Annotated in this window: 22 protein-coding genes; 10 read left to right on the top strand and 12 right to left on the bottom strand. The window is 66.7% G+C overall.

The window, feature by feature from the left end; translation table 11 throughout:
* The first annotated feature begins 1 nt into the window (after nucleotide 1).
* Complete coding sequence (locus HMPREF3014_RS21290; protein ID WP_003140888.1) at nucleotides 2-1,090, top strand: DUF3396 domain-containing protein; 1,089 nt, start codon at nucleotides 2-4, stop codon at nucleotides 1,088-1,090.
* Nucleotides 1,091-1,196: 106 nt separating this feature from the next.
* Here HMPREF3014_RS21290 and HMPREF3014_RS21285 read toward each other — a convergent pair whose 3' ends face one another.
* Together HMPREF3014_RS21285 and HMPREF3014_RS33780 are read right to left on the bottom strand one after the other, a co-directional pair.
* Nucleotides 1,197-2,009 carry an HNH endonuclease gene (locus HMPREF3014_RS21285; RefSeq protein ID WP_023087758.1) on the bottom strand — a complete coding sequence of 271 codons (813 nt, stop codon included), beginning with the start codon at nucleotides 2,007-2,009 and terminating at the stop codon, nucleotides 1,197-1,199.
* 298 nt (nucleotides 2,010-2,307) lie between these two features.
* The gene (locus HMPREF3014_RS33780) at nucleotides 2,308-2,568 is read right to left on the bottom strand and encodes a hypothetical protein (RefSeq protein WP_049234094.1); all 261 of its coding nucleotides are present in this window, start codon (nucleotides 2,566-2,568) and stop codon (nucleotides 2,308-2,310) included.
* 206 nt (nucleotides 2,569-2,774) lie between these two features.
* On the opposite strand from HMPREF3014_RS33780, the gene HMPREF3014_RS21280 reads away from it, so the two are divergent.
* Nucleotides 2,775-3,047 carry a hypothetical protein gene (locus HMPREF3014_RS21280; RefSeq protein WP_003124230.1) on the top strand — a complete coding sequence of 91 codons (273 nt, stop codon included), beginning with the start codon at nucleotides 2,775-2,777 and terminating at the stop codon, nucleotides 3,045-3,047.
* 30 nt (nucleotides 3,048-3,077) lie between these two features.
* Here the strand turns inward: HMPREF3014_RS21280 and HMPREF3014_RS21275 are convergent, their stop codons facing one another.
* Nucleotides 3,078-3,503, bottom strand: coding sequence for a VOC family protein (locus HMPREF3014_RS21275; RefSeq protein WP_003116492.1), 426 nt, complete (start codon nucleotides 3,501-3,503; stop codon nucleotides 3,078-3,080).
* A gap of 100 nt (nucleotides 3,504-3,603) precedes the next feature.
* On the opposite strand from HMPREF3014_RS21275, the gene HMPREF3014_RS21270 reads away from it, so the two are divergent.
* The gene (locus tag HMPREF3014_RS21270; RefSeq protein WP_009875989.1) at nucleotides 3,604-4,488 is read left to right on the top strand and encodes a LysR family transcriptional regulator; all 885 of its coding nucleotides are present in this window, start codon (nucleotides 3,604-3,606) and stop codon (nucleotides 4,486-4,488) included.
* Here the strand turns inward: HMPREF3014_RS21270 and HMPREF3014_RS21265 are convergent.
* Nucleotides 4,461-5,414 carry a LysR family transcriptional regulator gene (locus HMPREF3014_RS21265; protein WP_003085661.1) on the bottom strand — a complete coding sequence of 318 codons (954 nt, stop codon included), beginning with the start codon at nucleotides 5,412-5,414 and terminating at the stop codon, nucleotides 4,461-4,463. The genes HMPREF3014_RS21270 and HMPREF3014_RS21265 overlap by 28 nt on opposite strands.
* A 220-nt stretch (nucleotides 5,415-5,634) precedes the next feature.
* Here HMPREF3014_RS21265 and HMPREF3014_RS21260 point away from each other — a divergent pair, with 220 nt between their 5' ends.
* The 6 genes from HMPREF3014_RS21260 to HMPREF3014_RS21235 all read left to right on the top strand — a co-directional run bounded on the left by HMPREF3014_RS21260 (nucleotide 5,635) and on the right by HMPREF3014_RS21235 (nucleotide 12,295).
* On the top strand, nucleotides 5,635-6,069 hold the full coding sequence (locus HMPREF3014_RS21260; protein WP_003158601.1) for a RidA family protein: 435 nt from the start codon (nucleotides 5,635-5,637) through the stop codon (nucleotides 6,067-6,069).
* Entirely contained in the window at nucleotides 6,066-7,313 is a 1,248-nt protein-coding gene (locus tag HMPREF3014_RS21255; protein WP_023086585.1) for an aminotransferase class V-fold PLP-dependent enzyme, read from the top strand. Before HMPREF3014_RS21260 ends, HMPREF3014_RS21255 begins: the two co-directional genes overlap by 4 nt.
* Nucleotides 7,314-7,601: 288 nt before the next feature.
* Nucleotides 7,602-8,897 carry a 3-keto-5-aminohexanoate cleavage protein gene (locus HMPREF3014_RS21250; protein WP_003085656.1) on the top strand — a complete coding sequence of 432 codons (1,296 nt, stop codon included), beginning with the start codon at nucleotides 7,602-7,604 and terminating at the stop codon, nucleotides 8,895-8,897.
* Nucleotides 8,894-10,141: an MFS transporter gene (locus HMPREF3014_RS21245; RefSeq protein WP_003085654.1), complete on the top strand. Its 1,248-nt coding sequence runs from the start codon at nucleotides 8,894-8,896 to the stop codon at nucleotides 10,139-10,141. The genes HMPREF3014_RS21250 and HMPREF3014_RS21245 overlap by 4 nt, the downstream gene beginning before the upstream one ends.
* 30 nt (nucleotides 10,142-10,171) lie before the next feature.
* On the top strand, nucleotides 10,172-10,873 hold the full coding sequence (locus tag HMPREF3014_RS21240; RefSeq protein WP_003116497.1) for a haloacid dehalogenase type II: 702 nt from the start codon (nucleotides 10,172-10,174) through the stop codon (nucleotides 10,871-10,873).
* 105 nt (nucleotides 10,874-10,978) lie between these two features.
* Nucleotides 10,979-12,295 (top strand): Nramp family divalent metal transporter, encoded by a 1,317-nt coding sequence (locus HMPREF3014_RS21235; protein ID WP_003159597.1) that lies wholly within the window; start codon nucleotides 10,979-10,981, stop codon nucleotides 12,293-12,295.
* A gap of 51 nt (nucleotides 12,296-12,346) precedes the next feature.
* Here the strand turns inward: HMPREF3014_RS21235 and HMPREF3014_RS21230 are convergent, their stop codons facing one another.
* The 3 genes from HMPREF3014_RS21230 to HMPREF3014_RS21220 form a co-directional block, all read right to left on the bottom strand.
* Nucleotides 12,347-12,820, bottom strand: coding sequence for an SRPBCC family protein (locus HMPREF3014_RS21230; RefSeq protein ID WP_023086586.1), 474 nt, complete (start codon nucleotides 12,818-12,820; stop codon nucleotides 12,347-12,349).
* 68 nt (nucleotides 12,821-12,888) lie between these two features.
* Nucleotides 12,889-13,656 carry an N-acetylmuramoyl-L-alanine amidase AmpDh3 gene (gene ampDh3, locus HMPREF3014_RS21225; RefSeq protein ID WP_003106625.1) on the bottom strand — a complete coding sequence of 256 codons (768 nt, stop codon included), beginning with the start codon at nucleotides 13,654-13,656 and terminating at the stop codon, nucleotides 12,889-12,891.
* Between the two features lie 626 nt (nucleotides 13,657-14,282).
* Nucleotides 14,283-14,678: a DoxX family protein gene (locus HMPREF3014_RS21220; protein WP_023087760.1), complete on the bottom strand. Its 396-nt coding sequence runs from the start codon at nucleotides 14,676-14,678 to the stop codon at nucleotides 14,283-14,285.
* 560 nt (nucleotides 14,679-15,238) lie between these two features.
* On the opposite strand from HMPREF3014_RS21220, the gene HMPREF3014_RS21215 reads away from it, so the two are divergent.
* On the top strand, nucleotides 15,239-15,466 hold the full coding sequence (locus HMPREF3014_RS21215; RefSeq protein WP_003085644.1) for a hypothetical protein: 228 nt from the start codon (nucleotides 15,239-15,241) through the stop codon (nucleotides 15,464-15,466).
* 209 nt (nucleotides 15,467-15,675) lie between these two features.
* On the opposite strand, the gene HMPREF3014_RS21210 is transcribed toward HMPREF3014_RS21215, so the two are convergent.
* The 5 genes from HMPREF3014_RS21210 to HMPREF3014_RS34835 all read right to left on the bottom strand — a co-directional run bounded on the left by HMPREF3014_RS21210 (nucleotide 15,676) and on the right by HMPREF3014_RS34835 (nucleotide 19,191).
* Complete coding sequence (locus tag HMPREF3014_RS21210; protein ID WP_003109743.1) at nucleotides 15,676-16,497, bottom strand: aldo/keto reductase; 822 nt, start codon at nucleotides 16,495-16,497, stop codon at nucleotides 15,676-15,678.
* Between the two features lie 31 nt (nucleotides 16,498-16,528).
* Entirely contained in the window at nucleotides 16,529-16,969 is a 441-nt protein-coding gene (locus HMPREF3014_RS21205) for a VOC family protein (protein WP_003085641.1), read from the bottom strand.
* Between the two features lie 85 nt (nucleotides 16,970-17,054).
* Nucleotides 17,055-17,378 carry a DUF3325 domain-containing protein gene (locus HMPREF3014_RS21200; protein WP_003103035.1) on the bottom strand — a complete coding sequence of 108 codons (324 nt, stop codon included), beginning with the start codon at nucleotides 17,376-17,378 and terminating at the stop codon, nucleotides 17,055-17,057.
* Entirely contained in the window at nucleotides 17,378-18,898 is a 1,521-nt protein-coding gene (locus HMPREF3014_RS21195; RefSeq protein ID WP_003103038.1) for a PepSY-associated TM helix domain-containing protein, read from the bottom strand. Before HMPREF3014_RS21195 ends, HMPREF3014_RS21200 begins: the two co-directional genes overlap by 1 nt.
* Nucleotides 18,895-19,191, bottom strand: a complete 297-nt coding sequence (locus tag HMPREF3014_RS34835) for a DUF3649 domain-containing protein (RefSeq protein WP_003085639.1) — start codon at nucleotides 19,189-19,191, stop codon at nucleotides 18,895-18,897. The genes HMPREF3014_RS21195 and HMPREF3014_RS34835 overlap by 4 nt, the downstream gene beginning before the upstream one ends.
* Nucleotides 19,192-19,664 lie beyond the last annotated feature (473 nt).

Here is a 19,664-nt window from a genome sequence, read left to right as displayed (position 1 = left end):
CATGGAACAGCCATTCGATCTGGCTGCAGAGTTAGCCAAGCAACCCCATCTACTGGAAATAGCCGGCAACCTGTTGATGAAGGGCGGCCCCGAAGACTATATCGGTGCCGTGCTTTGCCTACGCGGTACTCTCTACTTCAAAGAGGCCCATACCCCACTGGTACGTGAGTCATTATGCCAATGCTTCGATGAGTTCAAGCGCCTAGCAGAGCCTCACCTCACCTGGCTCTGGCGTGAAGAGCCTGCACAAGGAAAGCCACTGACCGCATACCGTGACACCCAACCACTGCGCGAGATGATGGGGGCAATGGATGAAGACGATCATCTCAGCTTCTGCTACACCAGCGGCAAGAAATCCCGCGATGCAGGCGCCTGGCTGTTTGATATTTACGGCAAGCGGAGCTGGCAAGCCAAAATGGGGCATGATCTTAGTGTTCTGGAGTTCTCCGTACCTCTGCTATATCAAGAGCGGCAGCCATTGGATTTCCTACAGCTGTTTATTGACTTCGCACGGCGACTAGAGCCGGAGCAGGGGTATGCGGGGCATGCCTACAATCTCTCGCCGACCAGTTGGGACAATGACGAGCCCTCCGAAGCCTTTATGGCGGCGCGTATGCCGGGTTTGGATGTAGGGACGGCTTGTCTGCTGGCCAATACTCCCGAGTTCAAACCTACAAGAATCAAAACTGTCAGTTGGCTAACCCTCCTGAACAACGAGCGCCTGGCGCTGGCCGGCGGGCTCGATGCCCTGCGTGCGCAACTGCCCTCCAGCCACTTTGCCTTCTACCGCTACGGCGATGGCGTGGTAATCCAGGCCGGTGCCTATCCCTATATCGCGGGTGATGCGGAAGACTCCAGACCCGCTCCGTATGTGCTGCTGAACCACGCGCTCAAAGGCATTCGCTATGAAACCGTCGGCTCGCTACACGGCGGCTCCCACGACGGCGAATTGCGGCTGGTGGGCTGGGCGGCCGATCAATGGCTGAAACGGCTGGATGTGGAAGACAGCGAACTCCCCCGCTGGCGCGACAAATTGCTCAACACTGAGCCATGCTTGGACGCGACGAACTCACTGCCGGAGCGCCCGTAGGGGCTTACGTTTTCTGGGATCAAAAGTGCTCGCCAAGGCTACACTCCCTATGAGGCGAGCCTGACAGAAAAATAAATATGTCCCCTTTTTCCTTCTTTTTCCTTACCTAAATGACTACATCAGCCTCCGCGCAAACCCACCTCCCACGAACAAGCCCCTTCAGCTCATCGACGCTAAGAGTTCGATCACGCCTGCGATGAACAACTGCATGGCAATTTGCACAGAGGGGCACCAGGTCAGTTTCAGGGTTCACGGCTTTGGGGGCTTCGAACTCAGAAATGGGCTGCGTGTGGTGAACGTGGATAAAACCCTTCGCGTACTCGCCGTATGCCTTTCCGAAATCAAAACCGCACGCCTTGCAAGCTACACCATGAATCGCAATTGCCTGGAGACGCAGTGTTGGGTCACGCTCGTAGCGGACCCCGTAGTAGGTGGACAGACTGCCCTCGGTGCGAGACTCAAAGCCCCCCAAAGCTCTATCGCCCCAACTCTCGGCAACCTGCAAAGGCTTAATCTCGGCCCTTGCCAGGATGCTATCAAAGGTGACCTGTCCAATCTCCCGGACACCACTACGCCAGTAGTTGCTGGCCTTCGATGGCGGAATGGGCTCTAGGTAGCTATTCCCTTCTTTTGCCAGGACTGCCTGCTCAAATGGCTGAAAACTCTCGATCAACGCGAAGAGATCACCTTTCGAGCTTTCAGGGTCAGGGTAAACCTTGCCGATACGCGCAATACCAAAGTAATGCGGCTGAGCACTGAGGCGCTGATCAGCAAAGGACTTATCTGTCAGCTTGCCCTTGTAGTAAACCACCTGCACCCCTGGCTTAAGGATGGCGCTGTATCGCCTTGGGTAGTGGTAGACAGCTCCAGTTTCGTCGTCCCAGATCGACACATCATTCTCAGCGATAACGGCGGGCATAGCTGCAGAGTCCTTTCATGATGGTTGAGCGACAGCCTATCAGGCACCTGCCCAAAATCGAACCTGGCAAAGAGCGGGAGCGATGCCCCTCTACTAGAAACCTAAACCTACTTGAGATCGTTAGGCATGTAGCGAAAAGGTATGCCCAATTCACCACAACAGCCTAGCCAGACAAGGCGGATAGTACGGCACAGACGCTCATAGTTAAGGCCTGTGTGAATTCGGCTCAATGAACATACCGGCTCACATAGAGACTCCTCTAACCCCCGGCCTCGCCGGGGGGCACCGCCTCCGTCGGTTATCGGTGTCTGCGTGCGTATTCCGCCTCGAACAGCGACAGGGCGTCGCTGAGCAACGACAGCAAGGAGCCGGTGATGCGGCGGTGCTTTCGCCGGTCTTCGGTTTCGTCGAGCAGGTCGAGGACGCTCAGCGTTCCGATCGCCGACTCCAGCCGGCGGCGGGCGGTGTCGAACAGGTCTTCGCTGGCTGCGCTGCTGTCCAGGTAGAGGGTGGCGCAACCGGGGTGCTGGTTGCATTGCGAGGTGCGTCGCAGGGGGATGAAGGTGGAAGGGGACTGTGCGGTGACGGTTTTGCCAGGACAAGGCGCCGCTCGGGCAAGGTGCGAAGCGCTTCACAAAATGCCAAACAGAGGGCGAGCGCATCCCATCGCCAACACGCAATCGCCTTGAATGGCCGCTTCGATTCCTCGTCATGCGGGGATGCCGTGCCCGGCTCCAGCGCATCGCCACCCACACCGGAAACCCCATGCCCTACCGCGTTCTCCTGCTCATCCTGGCCCTAACGCCCGCCCTCGCCTCCTCCGCCACCCTGGACGAACGCCTGGGCGACCTTGAACACGCCTTCAAGCCCGACCTCGACGGGACGACAAGCGCAAAGCCGGCCAGCCCGCCGCCGGAGCGGTTCAAGCTGGCGCCGCTGGGTAGCGTGGTGCGCAAGAAAGAGTGCGCAACGTCGAACCTGCCGGATGAGCAGTCCAGCTGCGCGGCGCTGGAGTTCTGCACGGACTGCGCGCAGTAAGCGCAGCCTCCAGGCGGAGCGCCGGCAATCTCACTTGGCGAACAACTGGTCCATGTCGCGGAAGCTCTTGAACTCCAGCGCGTTGCCGCAGGGGTCGAAGAGGAACAGCGTGGCCTGCTCGCCGACCTGGCCCTTGAAGCGGATATAGGGCTCGATCACGAAGCGGGTGCCGCGCTGCTTCAGGCGTTCGGCCAGGGCGTGCCAGTCGTCCCAGGCGAGGACCACGCCGAAGTGCGGCACCGGCACGTCGTGGCCGTCCACCGGGTTGCTACCGGCGTGGCGCTGGGAGTCGGTCTGCGGGTGCTGGTGGATGACCAACTGGTGGCCGAAGAAGTCGAAGTCGACCCAGTGCTCGGCGGAGCGGCCTTCGCTCAGGCCGAAGACCTCGCCGTAAAAGCGCCGGGCGGCGGGCAGGTCGTGGACGGGGATGGCGAGGTGGAAGGGCATCAGGCTCATGGCGCGGTTCCTCTGTGGGTGTGCCGGGATTATTTGCCGTGCCGATTTCGATGGAAAGCGCATAATATTTCGCCTGAGCAATACTTTTTTCGAGGCTTGGATGATCCGCGAACTCCGCACCCTGGTCGCCGTGGCGCGCCGGGGCTCCTTCGCCGCGGCGGGGGAACAGGTGGGGCTGACGCAGTCGGCGGTGAGCGCGCAGATCCGCGCGCTGGAACGCAGCGTCGGCGTCGAGTTGTTCCAGCGTACGCCGCGCGCGGCGCACCTGAACGAGGCCGGGCGGCAGGCAGTGCGTACGGCCGAGCAGATCCTCGCGCTGTTCGACGGCATCGGCCAGGGCGACAGCCCGCGCGGACGCCTGCGCATCGGTGCGGTGAACACGGCGCAGACCGGGCTGCTGCCGGAGGTGCTCAAGCGCCTCGCCGAACAGGCGCCGCACATCGAGCCGCAGGTGGTGCCGGGCGTCTCGCTGCACCTACTGGACCAGGTGGACGCCGCCGAACTGGACCTGGCGATCCTCATCCGCCCGCCGTTCAACCTGCCGCGCGGGCTCTTCGCGCAACGGGTCGAGCGCCAGCCGTTCGTGCTGATCGCGCCGCCGCAATGCACCGCGACGGATGCGCTGGAATTGCTGCGCACGCAACCGTTCATCCGCTACGACCATGTGTCCTTCGGCGGTCGCCTGGTGGGCGATTTCCTCGAGGCGCAGCAGCTCAGGCCGCGCCAGGTGATGGAGCTGGACGAGATCGACGCGATCGCGCGGATGGTGGAGAACGGTCTCGGCGTGGCGCTGCTGCCCCGGGCCGGGCTGTGGCTACGCGAGCCGGCGCGGGTACGGGTGATCGAACTGGGCGCGCTGGAATTCCAGCGCGAGCTGGTGATGGTCAGCCGCAGCGGTTCGGCGCAGGACGACCTGGTCGGTGAATTCCGCCGCGCCCTGCTCGCCGAGACGGCGGCTCAGGAGGCCGCGCCGACCACCGCGTAGCGCGGCGCCGGGCGCGCCAGCTCGCCGAGGAAGGTCCACAGGCGTTCGGCCTCGCCGGGTAGCGGCAGGCGGCGACGGATCAGGGTGTAGCGCAGCGGTACGTCGAAGCGCTGGCCGCCGGCGCGCACCAGGCGACGGCTGGCGAGGTCCTCGCGGACCAGGGTATGCGGCAGCCAGGCGACGCCCAGGCGCGATTGGGCGAAGAAGCGCAGCCCCTCGGTCTGGCTGGAGCTGTGATGGCGCTGGAGGAACAGGCCGCTGTCGCGCAGCAGCGGTTCCAGGGCCCAGCCCAGGTGGCATTCCTCGGAGTAGCCGAGGAACGACAGCGCTTCGGTCTGCAGGCGGTCGAGGTTGAACAGCGGCTGGCCGGCGGCGTCCGGCGCGCAGACCGCCACCAGTTGTTCGTGACCAAGCTCCAGGCGCTGGAACTCGGCTTCGCTGTCGATGCCCAGGCGGCGCGACACCGCCTCGCCTTCGTCGAGCAACGCCACCACGTAGTCCACCGAGCCGTCGCGCAGGCGCGACAGGCATTGCGGCAGGTAATCGCAGTCGACGCTGAACTTGGCGCTGCGGAAGTCCGCCTGCAGACGCGGAATCCAGTGCGGGAAAAACACCGAGGAGAGGATGTGCGGGGCGCAGAAACGGATGCGCCGCTGGGCGTCTTCGTCGCGCTCGCGGATCGACTGGCGCAGGTTGTCCAGGGCGCGCACCGCGTCCTGCGCCACGCCTTGCAACTGGCGGCCGGCCTCGGTCAGTTCGAGGGCGTGCTTGTGGCGCTCGAAGACCGGCGCGCCGAGCCACTGTTCCAGGGTCTGGATACGCCGGCTGAGCCCGGACACGGAGACATGGCACTCCTGCGCCGCACGGCTGAAGCTCTTGATCCGACAGAGGACGAGGAAGTCCTTGAGCATCACCAGGTCGATCATCGTTGCGCGTTCCTCAACGGTCGGGCGTTTTCAGTCTACTTCGCGCGGCGGTGCCTGTTGCAAGGCTAAAGTTCGGTTTGTTTTGCCGATTTGGCAAGCAGCTCGTCGACTCCCGCAAAACAGACCGGGAAAACCGGCCCACAGTAGTGAGGTCGCGCTTTTCCAGCCATCGACCCGCCCGAGCATCGTGGCCGGGCGGGTCCGCCACGAGGACAGGACCATGCAGACATCCCCCGCTCCGGCCATCGTCGCCGGCGGCGCCTACCAGCCGGTGGTGCTCCACGCCGGCATCGCCTACGTCAGCGGCCAGTTGCCGCGCCAGCACGGCGAGCTGCGCTGGACCGGCAAGGTCGGCAGCGAACTCGACCTGGAACAGGCCCGCCAGGCCGCCCGGCTCTGCGCGGCGCGCTGCCTGCTGGCGCTGGAGGAGGCGCTGGGCGGCCTGCAACGGGTCGAGCGGCTGCTCAAGGTGACCGGCTACGTCGCCAGCGCGGCGGGTTTCGTCCAGCAGCCGGCGGTGATCGATGCCGCCAGCGAGTATTTCGACGAGGTGCTCGGCGCGCGCGGCGGCCACGCCCGCGCCGCCGTCGGCGTGGCCGAGCTGCCGCGCGGCGCCGCGGTGGAGGTGGAACTGATCGCGGCGGTGCGGCCATGAGCGCGCTCTTCCCCGCCGGCCCCGACGCCTTCGGTGCCGACGAACTGCTGCGCCTGCGCCGCGAGACCCCGGCCTGGGGCAGCTACGCGCACTTCGCCCACGGCTCCGCCAGTCTGCCGCCGCAGGTGCTCTACGAGGCCCTCGACAGCTGGCTGGAAGCCGAGCGGCGCTGGGGCGTGCAGCGCGCCGCCGAGCATTTCGCCGAGCCCTTGCAGGCGGTCCGCGACAGCGTCGCGCGGGTGCTCGGCACCCAGCCACGGCACATCGCCCTGCTCGACTGCGCCAGCCGCGCATGGTCGGTGGCCTTTGCCGCGGCCCTGGCCGCCCATCCACGGATACGGGCGATCAGCAGCTTCGACGAATACGGTTCCAACAGCCTGTGCCTGCTCGCCGCGCGCCAGCAGCGCGGGCTGGAGCTGCGCCTGATCGACGCGCGCGGCGACGCCGCACAGCTGTTGCAACGGCTCGACGAGCAGTTGCACGACCTCGCCCCCGGCCAGACGCCGCTGCTGTCGCTCAGCGCGGTGCCCACCGGGCATGGCGCGGCTACCGCACTGGAGGGCGTGGCCGAGCGCATCCGCGCCCATGACGGGCTGTTCTTCCTCGATGCCAGCCATGCGGTCGGCCAGTTGCCGCTGGCGGTGGAGGCGACCGGCTGCGACGTGCTGGTGTTCCCGCCACGCAAGTGGCTGCGCGGGCCAAAGGGACTCGGCGTGCTCTATCTCGGCGAACGTGCCCTGGAGCGCCTGGCCCTGCCCGACGGGCTGGACGTCGGCGGCGCGCAATGGAGCGACGCCTTCGCCCTGCAGGCGCGGGATGACGCGCGGCGCTTCGAATGCTCGGAGTTCAACCCGGGGCTGCGCCTGGCGCTCAAGGCCAGTTGCGACTACCTGTTGCAGACCGATGTCCGGCGCATCGCCCGACGCAACCGCCAGTTGCGCGAACGCATCGCCCAGCAGCTCTACCGCCGGCTCGGCTGGACGCCGCTGGAACAAGGGCCGCACGCCAGCGCGTTGATGACCTACGCGGCCCCCGAACTGAGCGGCGAGCAATGGCTGAAGCGCCTCCACGCGCGCGGCGTGAACGCCTCCTACATCGGCCCGCAGTATGCCCGCTGGGCGCTGCGCGAGCAGGCGCTGCCGGGGGTACTGCGCCTGACTCCGCACTACCTGACCGACGACGGCGAGATCGAGCGCCTCGGCGAGGCCCTGGAGGATTGCCTGCGACAGCGCGCCGCCAGTTGAGCGACCTTGCGCGAATGGCAACGTTGCGCCGCCGTGCCGGCGGTTGGCGCAACGCCGGGCGATTTGCGCAAGGTCTTTGTGCCGGCGGCAACGAGCGTTGCCGAATGCGCCGCGCACGGCCGCCGCCATGCGGTTTAAATCCCTCTCGTAGAACAACGCATAACGATCCCGCCAGCGACATCTTTCACCTGCCTGAGACACCGACGACTTTCGACGCCCTGGGCAGCCTTTCGGTCCGCCGCGGACCGCTCCGCCCTCAATGGAATGATGAATGGAGGAAAGACGACCATGACCGGATCCCGGAAAACCCTGATTCTCGGATGCGCCTCCACCGGCGCCAAGTTCACCCCGCGCAACCACGCCGCCACCGGCGACCGCCTGCTCGACAGCATCTGCACCGGCGCCACCATCCGCACCGCCCCCGGCGAACTGCTGGACGAAGCGCGCCAGCTCTACGAGATGGGTTGCCGCTACTACCACTATCATGCGCGCAACCCGCTGACCCAGGAACAGACCACCGACAACGACATCTACCAGGCGGTCAGCCGCGCCCTGCAGAACCGCTTCCCCGACCTGATGCTGAGCTTCGGCGCCAGCCGCAACGGCAGCGAGGTGCAGGAGAACATCCGCCGCTTCGGCGAGTGGGAGCGGGTCAGCCACTGCGCCATCCCGCTGCACCTGGGCGGTGCGCACTTCGTGACGATCCAGGCGGCCATCGAACTGCAGGTGATCTGCGAGCTGGAGAAGCAAAGGCGCAAGCTCGACCTCGACTATGCCTCCAGCCCGGCTTTCCTCGCCGACCTGCGCGACTACCAGCCGTCGACGGCGCTGGAAAGGGCCGAGTTGCAGACCCACTCCACCAGCAAGGGCGCCGACTACGGGGTGACCTCGCCGATGACCCAGTTCCAGGTCTACCGCAACGCCATCCAGGCGCGCCAGAAGCTCGGCCTGTTCCACGAGGTGGAGTGGGTGCAGCATGTGCGCAGCTACGCCATGACCCGTTTCGCCGTGGAGCACCCGCGCCTGCGCCTGGGCGGTTCCGGCCAGTTGAACGTGATCCTGCTGTTCGGCTTCTCGCCACGCCTGCCGTTCCCGGAGACCTACCAGCAGTTCCGCGCGGTGATCGAGAGCGCCAAGAGCCTGGAGTACGACATCGGCGAACCCGGCGTGCGCAAGCGCAAGGTCAGCATCACGGTCGGCGCGGCGGTGATGCCGCAGCATGCCGCGCAGCACTTCCGGCCGCTCGACGTCGGTCCTCGCGCCGGCACCCCGCTCTGCGCGGTGCGCCGGCTGGCCGCCTATGCCGCGCAGGCGGACAGCCAGGTCGATGTGCTGCGGGTCGGCATGGAGGACACGCCCTATGCAGTGGACGATGACGGCCGGGTGACGCTCAGCGACAACTGCCAACTGCTGCGCCAGGCCCTCGACGAACTGCGCGCCAACGGCGCCGAGGCCGAGCTCGACGGCGAACGGATCTTCCAGCGCATGGGCATGGAACGCACCCTCGGCGAATACTTGTCGCTGCAGCGCCTGCATCCGCTCGGCGAAGCCAACTTCACCCTCGCACGGGAGTTCGTCCAGTGACCGCCGCCCTCGCCGCGAACCCGACCCAGCGCTACCGCTGGGTCATCCTGCTGATCGCCACCTTCGCCCAGGCCTGCGCCTGCTTCTTCGTCCAGGGCATCGGCGCGATCGCCGTGTTCATCCAGAACGACCTGCAACTCTCGTCGCTGCAGATCGGCCTGCTGGTGTCGGCGGCGCAGCTGGTGCCGATCGTCGGCCTGCTGGTGGCCGGCGAGCTGCTCGACCGCTACTCCGAACGGCTGGTGGTCGGCCTCGGCACGCTGATCGTCGCGCTGGCCCTCTGCGCCTCGCTGTGGGCCACCGACTACCTGACCATCCTGCTGTTCCTGGTGGTCGTCGGCGCCGGCTACAGCACGGCGCAGCCGGGCGGCAGCAAGTCGGTGTCGCGCTGGTTCGCCAAGACCCAGCTGGGCTTCGCCATGGGCATCCGCCAGGCCGGGCTGCCGCTGGGCGGCGCGCTGTCCGCCGCGCTGCTGCCGTACCTGGCGGGGATCTACGGCTGGCGCAGCGCATTCCTCGCCGGCGGCCTGGTGGCGTTCCTCGGCGCGCTGGCCTTCATGCTCTTCTACCGCACCCCGCCGGACGCCCCCGCGCCCGGCGCGAACCCCGCCGAACGCGACCTGGGCGCGGTGGTGAAGTCGCGGCTGGCGATGATCACCGACCCGGCGATGAAGAACATCGTCTGTTCCGGGGTGGCGCTGATCTCGGTGCAGTACGGCATCCTGGTGTTCACCGTGCTCTACCTGCACGAGACCCTGGAGATCGGCATCGGCATGGCCGCGACCCTGCTGTTCGTCGCCCAGGGCAGCGGCGTCGCCGGGCGCATCCTGCTGGCCGCCTGGAGCGACCGCTGCCGCGCCGGGCGCTACTTCCCGGTGATGGTCTGCCTCGGCGCGGTGATCCTCGGCCTGCTGGCGCTGGTCCTGCTGCCCCTGCAATCACCGTTGGGGATGGGCCTGGTAGTGGCCTGGCTGGGCTTCTTCGGCTTCGGCTGGTACGGTCCCTGGGTGGCCTATGTGGCGGATACCGCGCCGGTCGGCAAGACCGGCTTCGCCCTCGGCCTGGCGATGGCCATCAACCAGCTGGCGATCGTTCTCGCGCCGCCGGCGCTGGGGCTGCTCAAGGACTTCAGCCACAGCTTCGTCCCCGGCTGGCTGGCACTCTGCCTGATGGCGGCGGTAGCCCTTGTGGTCACTGCCTGGAGCGGCCGCGGCCTGCCCACGGCGCTGCCACAGAAGCACTGAAGCGATGACGGCCACGGCCGAGGAGGCACGATGCGCGCGATCCTGTTCGATGTGTTCGGTACCCTGGTGGACTGGCGTTCCAGCCTGATCGAGCAGTTCCAGGCGTTGGAGCGCGAACTCGGCGGAACCCTGCCCTGCGTGGAACTGACCGACCGCTGGCGCCAGCAATACAAGCCGGCGATGGACCGGGTACGCAACGGCCAGGCGCCCTGGCAGCACCTCGACCAGTTGCACCGGCAGAGTCTCGAGGCCCTGGCCGGAGAGTTCGGCCTGGCGCTGGACGAGGCCCTGCTGCAACGCATCACTGGCTTCTGGCACCGCCTGCGGCCGTGGCCGGACACGCTCGCCGGGATGCACGCGCTGAAGGCCGACTACTGGCTCGCCGCGCTGAGCAACGGCAATACCGCGCTGATGCTCGACGTCGCACGGCACGCCGGGCTGCCCTGGGACATGCTGCTGTGCGCCGACCTGTTCGGCCACTACAAGCCCGACCCGCAGGTCTACCTCGGCGCCTGCCGCCTGCTCGACCTGCCGCCGCAGGAGGTGATGCTCTGCGCGGCGCACAACTACGACCTCAAGGCCGCGCGCGCCCTCGGCCTGAAGACCGCGTTCATCGCCCGGCCGCTGGAATACGGCCCCGGCCAGACCCAGGACCTCGCCGCCGAGCAGGACTGGGACCTGATCGCCAGCGACCTGCCGGACCTGCACCGGCAACTGGCGGCCTCGGCCTGACCGACTTCCTACTTCCTGCCCCTGAACCGCTCGCCCAACCCGCGCGCTACGGCGCGCCGGGAAAGGCGCGCGCAGCGCCGGCACGCGTCCGGCAGGAGCTTCGTCATGTCCGCGAAGGATACCCCGGCCACCCAGACCGCCGAGCCCGGTCGCGCACAACCGGTCGAAGTCCCCGGTGGCGGCCACTGGTGGCGCCGCCTGCTGGCCTTCGCCGGCCCCGGCTACCTGGTCGCGGTGGGCTACATGGACCCGGGCAACTGGGCCACCGACGTCGCCGGCGGCGCGCAACTGGGCTACCTGCTGCTCTCGGTAATCCTGCTCTCCAGCCTGATGGCGATGCTGCTGCAGGCGCTGTCCGCGCGCCTGGGCATCGCCAGCGGCCTGGACCTGGCCCAGGCCTGCCGCGAACGCTACTCGCCGAGCACCTGCCGCCTGCTGTGGCTGGCCTGCGAGACGGCGATCATCGCCTGCGACCTGGCCGAGGTGATCGGCACCGCCATCGCCCTGAAGCTGCTGTTCGGCCTGCCGCTGGCCTGGGGCGCCTTGCTCTGCGTGGGCGACGCGCTGCTGGTGCTGGTCCTGATCGGACGTGGCCAGCGGCCGCTGGAGGCCTTCGTGGTGGCGTTGCTGACACTGATCTTCGCCTGCTTCGCGGTACAGTTGCTGCTCTCGCGTCCCGAACTCGGCGAGGTGCTCCAAGGGTTCTTGCCGAGCCCGCGGGTGCTCAGCGATCCGGCTGCCCTGTACCTGGCGATCGGCATCGTCGGCGCGACCGTCATGCCGCACAACCTCTACCTGCATTCCTCGCTGGTGCAGAGCCGCGCCTACCCACGCAGCCTCGCCGGCAAGCGCCAGGCGCTGCGCTGGGCGGTGGCCGACAGCAGCCTGGCGCTGACCCTGGCGCTGCTGGTCAACGCGGCGATCCTGATCGTCGCCGCCAGCGTGTTCCACCGCAACGGGCACACCGAGGTGGTCGATATCGAGCAGGCCCACGCGCTGCTCTCGCCATTGCTCGGCCTGGAACTCGCCTCGCTGCTGTTCGCCGTGGCGCTGCTCGCGTCCGGCCTCAACTCGACGGTCACCACCACCCTGGCCGGGCAGATCGTCATGGAGGGCTTCCTCCGCCTGCGCCTGGCGCCCTGGGCGCGGCGCCTGCTGACCCGTGGCGTCGCAGTGCTGCCGGTGCTGCTGGTGACCCTGCTCTACGGCGAGGACGGCACCGCGCGGCTGCTGATCTTCAGCCAGGTGATCCTGTCGATGCAGTTGCCGCTGGCAGTGATCCCGCTACTACAGTTCGTTTCCGACCGGCGCCTGATGGGCCCGCTGGCGATCGGCGCCGGGACCCGGTGGCTGGCCTGGGCGGTAGCGCTGGCGATCGTCGGCCTGAACCTGCAACTGCTGGCCGACTTCGCGTTCGGCTGAGCATTGCCTGAGGGCACGCTGCGCGGTGCGGGACGCGCACTCAGGCAATGCTCAGCCATCGAGACCGCGGGGAAAACGGTCGGCCACCAGGTTCAAGGCGATGCCGTGCTCCAGGCAGGCCTTGAGCCCGGCCAGCACCAGGGTGAAACCTTCGGTGGCGTCGACCACCCGCGGGATGACCTCTTCCAGGGTGCCGACGAAACCGCTGTTGCGGATGCTGACGAAGGTCCCGGCGCCGGGCAGTTCCTCGAACAGCCACTCCACCTGGGAAGGGTTGCTGTCGCCATTCGGCCATTCGATGAGGATGCGGCGGTTCGTCTGCAGGTCCTTCACTTCGATTTCCTGGGAAACCCCGTACATGTCCCAGTGCCAGCGCAGCCGTTTCCCGGCTTCGAGGCGGGCATCGCCGCGGCTGAACCAGAACCTGGCGGTGATGGCCGGATCGACGAAGGCTTCGAAGACCTCGGCGATGGGGCGGCGGATCAGCATTTCCGCCTTGGCGACGACCTGTGCGACGGCAGTCATGGCAAGTCCTCCATGGGGGTGGGCAAGGAAGCGGCCGCCGCATCGGGCGGCCGCTCGCGGTTAATGGCTCAGGCCGGGTATTTCTCGTTCAGAGCGTAGAGGATCGCCGCCGTCTCCACATCCAGCGCGCCGTCGTAGTTCTCCGGGCGGAAATGCATCTGGAAAGCGCGCAGCAGGCTGGTGAAGTAGGCATCGTCGACCGTCGCCGGCAGCGCATAGCCGTACAGGCGGAACGCCTCCAGCAGGTCGGCGCGCGGCGGCAGGCCGTCGCGCTCGAAGCCTTCGCGATAGCGATCGCGGGTGGCGTCGTCGTACCAGGCGCCGATACCGGCCTCGTAGAGTTCCTTCCAAGGCAGCTTCGGACCCGGGTCGGACTTGCGCCCGACGGCGATGTCGGAGTGGCCGACCACGTTCTTCGGGGTCATGTCCGGGTAGCGCTGCAGGATGTTCTTCGCCAGTTGCTTGAGTGCGTTGATCTGCGAGCGCTCGTAGTCGGGGAAGGTGAACACGCCGTCGTCGTCGCGGGCGAGGTTGACGATCTCGATGCCGATGGAGGTGTCGTTGAGGTTGTCGCGGCGCGCCCAGCCGCTGACGCCGGCGTGCCAGGCGCGGTCTTCCTCGGCGACCAGGTTGAAGATGCGCTGGCCCTTGAAGCCGGCGGCCTTGTAGCTGGGGTCATGCGGCGCCGGGATCAGGTAGTGGGCACTGGCGGCGCCGGTGGTCAGCGCCTTGACCGAGGCGGCGAAGTCGAGCGCGGTGTAGTGCAGCACCAGGAAGCGCACGCGTTTGCCGTAGGGGGTAGTGGTGCGATAGCTGTTGTAGTCGATGGTCAGCATGGTTTTCACCTTTTTGCGGATGATGGAAAGCCCCCGGCCACAGGCTCGCCTGTAGCTAGGGACGTCGATGCAGCGATGAGGTTCAGGGGCCGGCCAAGGAAACGCGGACCCCGGCTAAACCGGAAGGAAGAAGACCGGGCATAAAAAAGCCCGGCACGCGGCCGGGCAAAAGGGATACACCAAAGGCAAGCCCCAGCGAACTGGGGGTGCGGGGGCTCACCGAGGCCACTGAACGATGGCGTTATGACAGCACCCGGCACAACCGAACTTTAAGTTGGCCGGACGCCGTGCGGGCGCACCCCAGAGCCTTTCGCACCGGTCGCCGCCCGCTGCGTCCGGTTGCGCGGCGGGCAGAAACGACGAAGCCCGGCGCTGGGGCCGGGCTTCGAGGGCGACCACGGGAAACGTGATCATGGGAAAAAACTACCGCGAGCGTCCCGCCGCGTGCAACACCGTTCGTCCGTTGGCCGCTCTACTTTGCACTTCTTCACAAAGTTCACCAATAGCCATACAGACCCTCGACAGAGTGACTACTACTCTATCCACGCCAGGTCCGATTGCTCCTCCATCTCCTGGCATTCCCGGCCACTGTCCACCCCCGCACAGTGGCTTTTTTTCGCCTGCGCCTAGCGTCGTGCCAGCGGCGCCTCGTCCCGCGCCAGCATCAGCGCCAGGATGCAGCCGAGGAGGAACGCCTGCAGCGCCAGGCGAGCGGCCAGCAGCGTCGGCGGGAAGGATGGGAACAGGTCGGGGTGCTGCCACATGTAGAGGTTGGTCGGGGTCACGCAGAGGGTCAGGATGAACAGCCCGCACGCCGCCAGCCGGCGCCATGCCGGCACCAGCAGGGCGGCGGCGCCGAGCAGTTCGAAGACCCCGCTGACCCACACCGCCGCCAGCGGCCAGGGCACGTAGGGCGGGACGATGCCGACGAAGAAATCGGTGAAGACGAAGTGGCCCAGCCCACCCAGCAGGAACCAGGCGGACACGAAGGCCAGGAGCAGCGTGCGAGCGGGCGACGGCATGGATAACCTCGGCGCGGCGATGGAACGGCAATCCTGCCACGCGCCGCCGACGCCAGGCCCATAACCTTTGCCCGGTTGGCAGGCGTCCGCCGAAACAAATGCTCAAACATTCCCGCCGCCGGGGCGACATCTGCTCAAAAAATGTCCTGGCCTTTCTTCGTCGAAAGACATACAATCCGGGACTGCGTACCAAACTGAAAGTCAATCAGGCTTTACCCCAAGACCGGGCCCACAGATGAAAAGGGCTCTACCATCAGGGTTACAGCCTTCCGATGGTTCTTCGGTCGCCACTCTTCTGAAGCAATCCCCTGCCAAGCAGGGCCGATGGGAAGACCGGCGTCCCGCAATACCACCCGCAGATTGATCAGGATCCTGGCCTGGAAACTTTCCTGCCAATCGATCCTCTGATTAGTACCTGAACTGCCAGCTTGCTCTTTTCGAAAAAAGCCGGCATAACCAGTACGTTCCCCCGACACAAAGCTTTCTTGGCACTGTCACGGAGCGGGAACATTTGCAATATACGCTGCTCCATAAGCGTGAAAGTAAAGGAACATAAGAATATGTCTATTCAACATCGTACTCAGGATGCAATTCGCACCCTAACCGCCGCATTTGCGCCGTTCGACTGCCTGATCCAGGCAACTCGTAAAGGAAACTTCAGTTTCACCATCGTTGACCAGCATGGCGTGGCCTGCCACAGCGAGCGCCTGTATCCGGAGCAGTACGACGACTCCGGCAAAATGGAAGAAGTGATCAATCGAGTTCGCAAGAAAACACTGGCTGCCTGAATCATGCAAGCATCAGCGCGAATGCAAGGAAAAGCCCCGTCCCCGACGGGGCTTTTTTGTGGGACAGCGAAAAGTACAGGTTAAGTTGAAGAAAGTTCCCACGCAGGAAATAAATATTTACTTATTCCTTTTTAAATATTTCCTCGGCAACTTCGTCATATTCCCGCGGCCAGGGGAAACAAGCGCAGGCCGTTTCTCCCGTACTCCACTCAGACGATCGCCAGGTTTCGCTTGCGGGTAGGTGGCGGGAACGCCTGGTCGAGCGCCCGCAGGTCGTCGGCGCTCAGTTCCAGGTCGGCCGCCGCCGCATTCTGGCGGATGTGAGCGGACGTCACCGCTTTCGGGATCGCGATCACCCCCTGCTCCAGTAGCCAGGCCAGGGCGACCTGGGCGCTGCTGGCGTCGTGGCGCGCGGCGATCTCGCCGAGCGCCGGGTGCCGTAGCAGCCTGCCGCCCTGCCCCACCGGACAGTAGGCCATCACCGGCATGCCGCGCTCCTGGCACCAGGGCAGCAGGTCGTATTCGATACCGCGTTCCTCCAGGTTGTACATCACCTGGTTGGCGGCACAGGCGCTGCCGTCCAGTTCGTACATGTCGCCCAGGTCGAAGTTGGACACGCCCCAGCGCAGGATCTTGCCCTGGTCGCGCAACCGCTCGAAGGCTTCGATGGTTTCCTCCAGCGGATACCGGCCCTGCCAGTGCAGCAGGTAGAGGTCGATGGTTTCGCAACCGAGCCGGCGCAGGCTGCGCTCGCAGGCCGCCGGCAGACCCTTGCGGCTGGCGTTGTGCGGGTAGACCTTGCTGACCAGGAAGACCTCTTCGCGGCGTCCCGCGATAGCCGCGCCGACCACGTCTTCGGCGCCGCCCTCGGCGTACATCTCGGCGGTATCGATCAGCGTCATCCCCAGCTCGATGCCTTCGCGCAGCGCCGCGACCTCGCGCTTGCGTTCGCCGGGCTGCTCACCGATATGCCAGGTACCCTGGCCGATGGCGGCGACCTCCTGGCCATCGATCAGCGTGAGCGTTTTCATGCAGCGTCTCCTGTGGTGAATGGACGGGGCCTCATGCCCAGGGATCATAGCTGCCGAAGCTCCAGACGTGGCCCTCCGGATCGCGGCAAGTGAAGCCGCGACCGCCGTAGTCCTCGTCCTTGATGTCGATGACGATCTCGGCGCCGGCGGCCTGGGCGCTGCGGAACAGGGCGTCGGGATCGGCGACCACCAGGTAGAGGCTCTGGGTATTGCCGCCGGCTTCGTCGACGTGCCGCATCAGCCGACCGTAGGCGTTGTCGCGGACGCTCGAGCCGAGCATCAGCATGCCGTTGGCGCCGTTCGGGCTGGCGTAGGTCAACTCGGCGTGGAGCACCTGTCCGTCCTCGCCGGGCACCACCAGCTTGCGCTGGAAGCCAAAGGTCCGGCACAGCCAGTCGATGGCGGCCGGCGCATCGCGGTAACGCAGGCAGGGAATGACGCTGGCGACGGTGTTGCTGGCGGGCGTGTGCATGGCGCATACCTCCGGGGGAAAGCACGACCACCAGCATAGACGCTGGACCGGACCGCCCCCGAGGCACGGATGGGCGGCGCGCCCTTCAGCGCAGCAGCGCCAGCACCCCGCCGAGCAACGGCACTCCGGCGGCGCAAGGCAATGCCCAGCGTGGCCGCCAGGCGAGCAGCAGGACCAGCGTGCCGGCCGCCAGCATCAGCAGGCAGGACCAGAAGACGATGCCGATCTCCACGCCCTGCCGGTGGATCGAGAAGGCCAGTGCCAGGCCCAGGTCGAGCAGCGCCACGCCGCGTAGCAGAAGCACCCGGGAAGCCGACGGCTCGTGGCCGAGGAGGTTCTTGTGGTGGCGGTTCATGGCCAGGCAGAGAGCGGTGAAAGCCAGCAGGTTGAGGCCGAAGACCAGCAGCATCAGGCCACCTCCTGGACGTTCAGGCGTCGCCGGACGGGCTTGCTCGACGCTTGCCGACGTCGCCAACCTAGCCAGGCGCAGAGCAGGCCGAGGCCCAGCAGGCTGAGGTCGACGCCGGCCAGCACCCAGTCGCCGCGCTGCAGGCTGGCCAACAGGTTGCCTTCCGGGCTACGCAGCAGGCCGAGCAGCGGCAGGCCCAGCGCCAGCACGGCGGCGAGGCGCAGTTGCGTGCGACCGAGGGTCCCGCTGTTGCGGCGGACGATGGCCCACAGCGCGACCAGCGCCCAACTGGCGCAAAACACGCGGATCTCCCAGGTGTCGCGGCCGGCCAGTTGCGTCGGCAGCAGGCGGTTGCCCCACAGCAGCGCCAGGCTGGCCAGCGGCAGGCCGCCGCAGACCGCCAGGTTCAGCGCCCGCACCAGACCAACGCCACGACTGCCGCGGACCTCGCGCTTGGCCAGCCAGACCTGCAACCCGCCGAAGATCATCATCGCCCCGGACAGCCCGAGCAACAGGTACATCCAGCGCACCAACTGGCCGCCCCACTGGATCATGTGCAGGCCGGTCAGCCAGCCGTAGGTGGCGTAGCCGGGCGCATAGGACGGCTGGGCATGCAGCAGTTCGCCGCTGGAGGCATCGAAGTTGACCGTGCGCTGGTCGTCGAGGATGCGCGAGGCGTCGCGCCGGCGGATGTCCACGGTGGCCGCCTCGTCATAGGGATGGTGGACGCTGATCCAGCCCGGCGCGCCGCCGTCGCCCCAGACCTTGCCGGCCTCGACGATCAGGCCGTCGATGGACGCCGGCGGCCCCGCCGGGCGGCCGACTTCCTCGCGTTCGTAGGAGCCCTGCACTTCATGGAAGAAGCGCTCGCCATCGTTCTGGTAGACCACCTGCAGGCCCGCCTGCATGTAGTAGACGATGAAGATCACCAGGCCGGTGTAGGCGATCATCAGGTGGAACGGCAGGCCGATCACCCCCAGCACGTTGTGCGCGTCGAGCCAGGCGCGCTGCCGCGCCGCCTGCGGGCGCAGGGTGAAGAAGTCCTTGAAGATCCGCCGGTGCACGATGGTCCCGCTGACCAGCGCCACCAGCATCAGCATCCCGGCGATGCCGACGATGTACAGGCCGACCATGCCGGCGTGCAGGTCGTAGTGCAGGGTGAAGAAGAACTCGCCGCCGACTGTCTTCGGCAGCGGCTGGCCGCTCACCGCGTCCAGCTGAAAGACCTTGAACTCGCTGCCGTCGCGCGGCTCCCAGCCGGCGTTCCAGTAGGGCGCCCGCTCGCTCGGCGGCAGCATCCACCAGGCATGGGCATCGGGGGCGCGCTGGCGCAACCAGTCGCGCACCTGGTCGGCGCCCAGCGACTGCGCGCCGGGCAGGTGCAGGTCCGGCTGCATCCAGCGGGTCAGCTCCTTGTCGAAGCTGGCCAGGCTGCCGGCGAAGACGATGACGAACAGCAGCCAGCTGACCAGCAGCCCCGACCAGGTATGCAGGCCGGACATCGATTGACGCAGGTTCATGGACGCGCTCCGTAGTCGAGGCCGAGCCAGGCCAGGCCGCCCAGCGCCAGGCTGGCCAGCGCCAGCACCCAGCAGGCGCGCCAGGCGCTGCGCGCGGCGAAGGCGTAGACGATGGCCGCGACCCACACGGCGAAGCAGCCGAGGCTGCCGAACGAGACCCGGTCGGGACGCGGCAGCGGCAGGTAGATGCTCAGGCAGGCGGTGACCGCATAGGCCAGCGCGTAGCCAAGCAGGACCGCGACGAGGATGCGGCCGGTGACGGACAGTCCGCCGGCCAGGGCCTGGCTGGTCATGGGGCGGCGTCCCGGGTGGAAACTGGGCCTTGCATCGTCGCTACCTCGTCTGGCTGGCACGGCGACGCCGCGCTCGCGGGTGGCGAGGCGGTCGTCGATTCGGAAGGTTTGCGACTGTATCTCAATTACGTTCGCATTTGTACTTGCTCCGGACGACCGCCAGGTCGCGTCGCGCCAGGGATTGCCGGGGTCCGACGAGTGCGGGTCGTATCCCGTCGCATTCGTCCGCCGCGCCATACGTCCATCTCCGCTCTGCGCAAGCGCGCCGAGCTTGGTAATATCGGCTGTTTGCGGTTTCGGCTGGTTTCGCCGAAGGACATACCGGATGACTTCACCCTCCGCCCCAGACACCCAGCTCAGCCTGGCCATCGACCCGGCCCGGCCGTATGCGCGGCTGACCCTCGGCAGCCACGTGCACAGCGGCTACGACCTGCGCAGCGGACGCATGCAGAGCATTTCCCGGCACCGTGCGG

It is taken from the genome of Pseudomonas sp. HMSC065H01 (assembly GCF_001815235.1).
GTDB classification, from domain to species: Bacteria; Pseudomonadota; Gammaproteobacteria; order Pseudomonadales; family Pseudomonadaceae; genus Pseudomonas; species Pseudomonas aeruginosa.
This window is presented reverse-complemented; position numbering and strand designations above follow the sequence as displayed.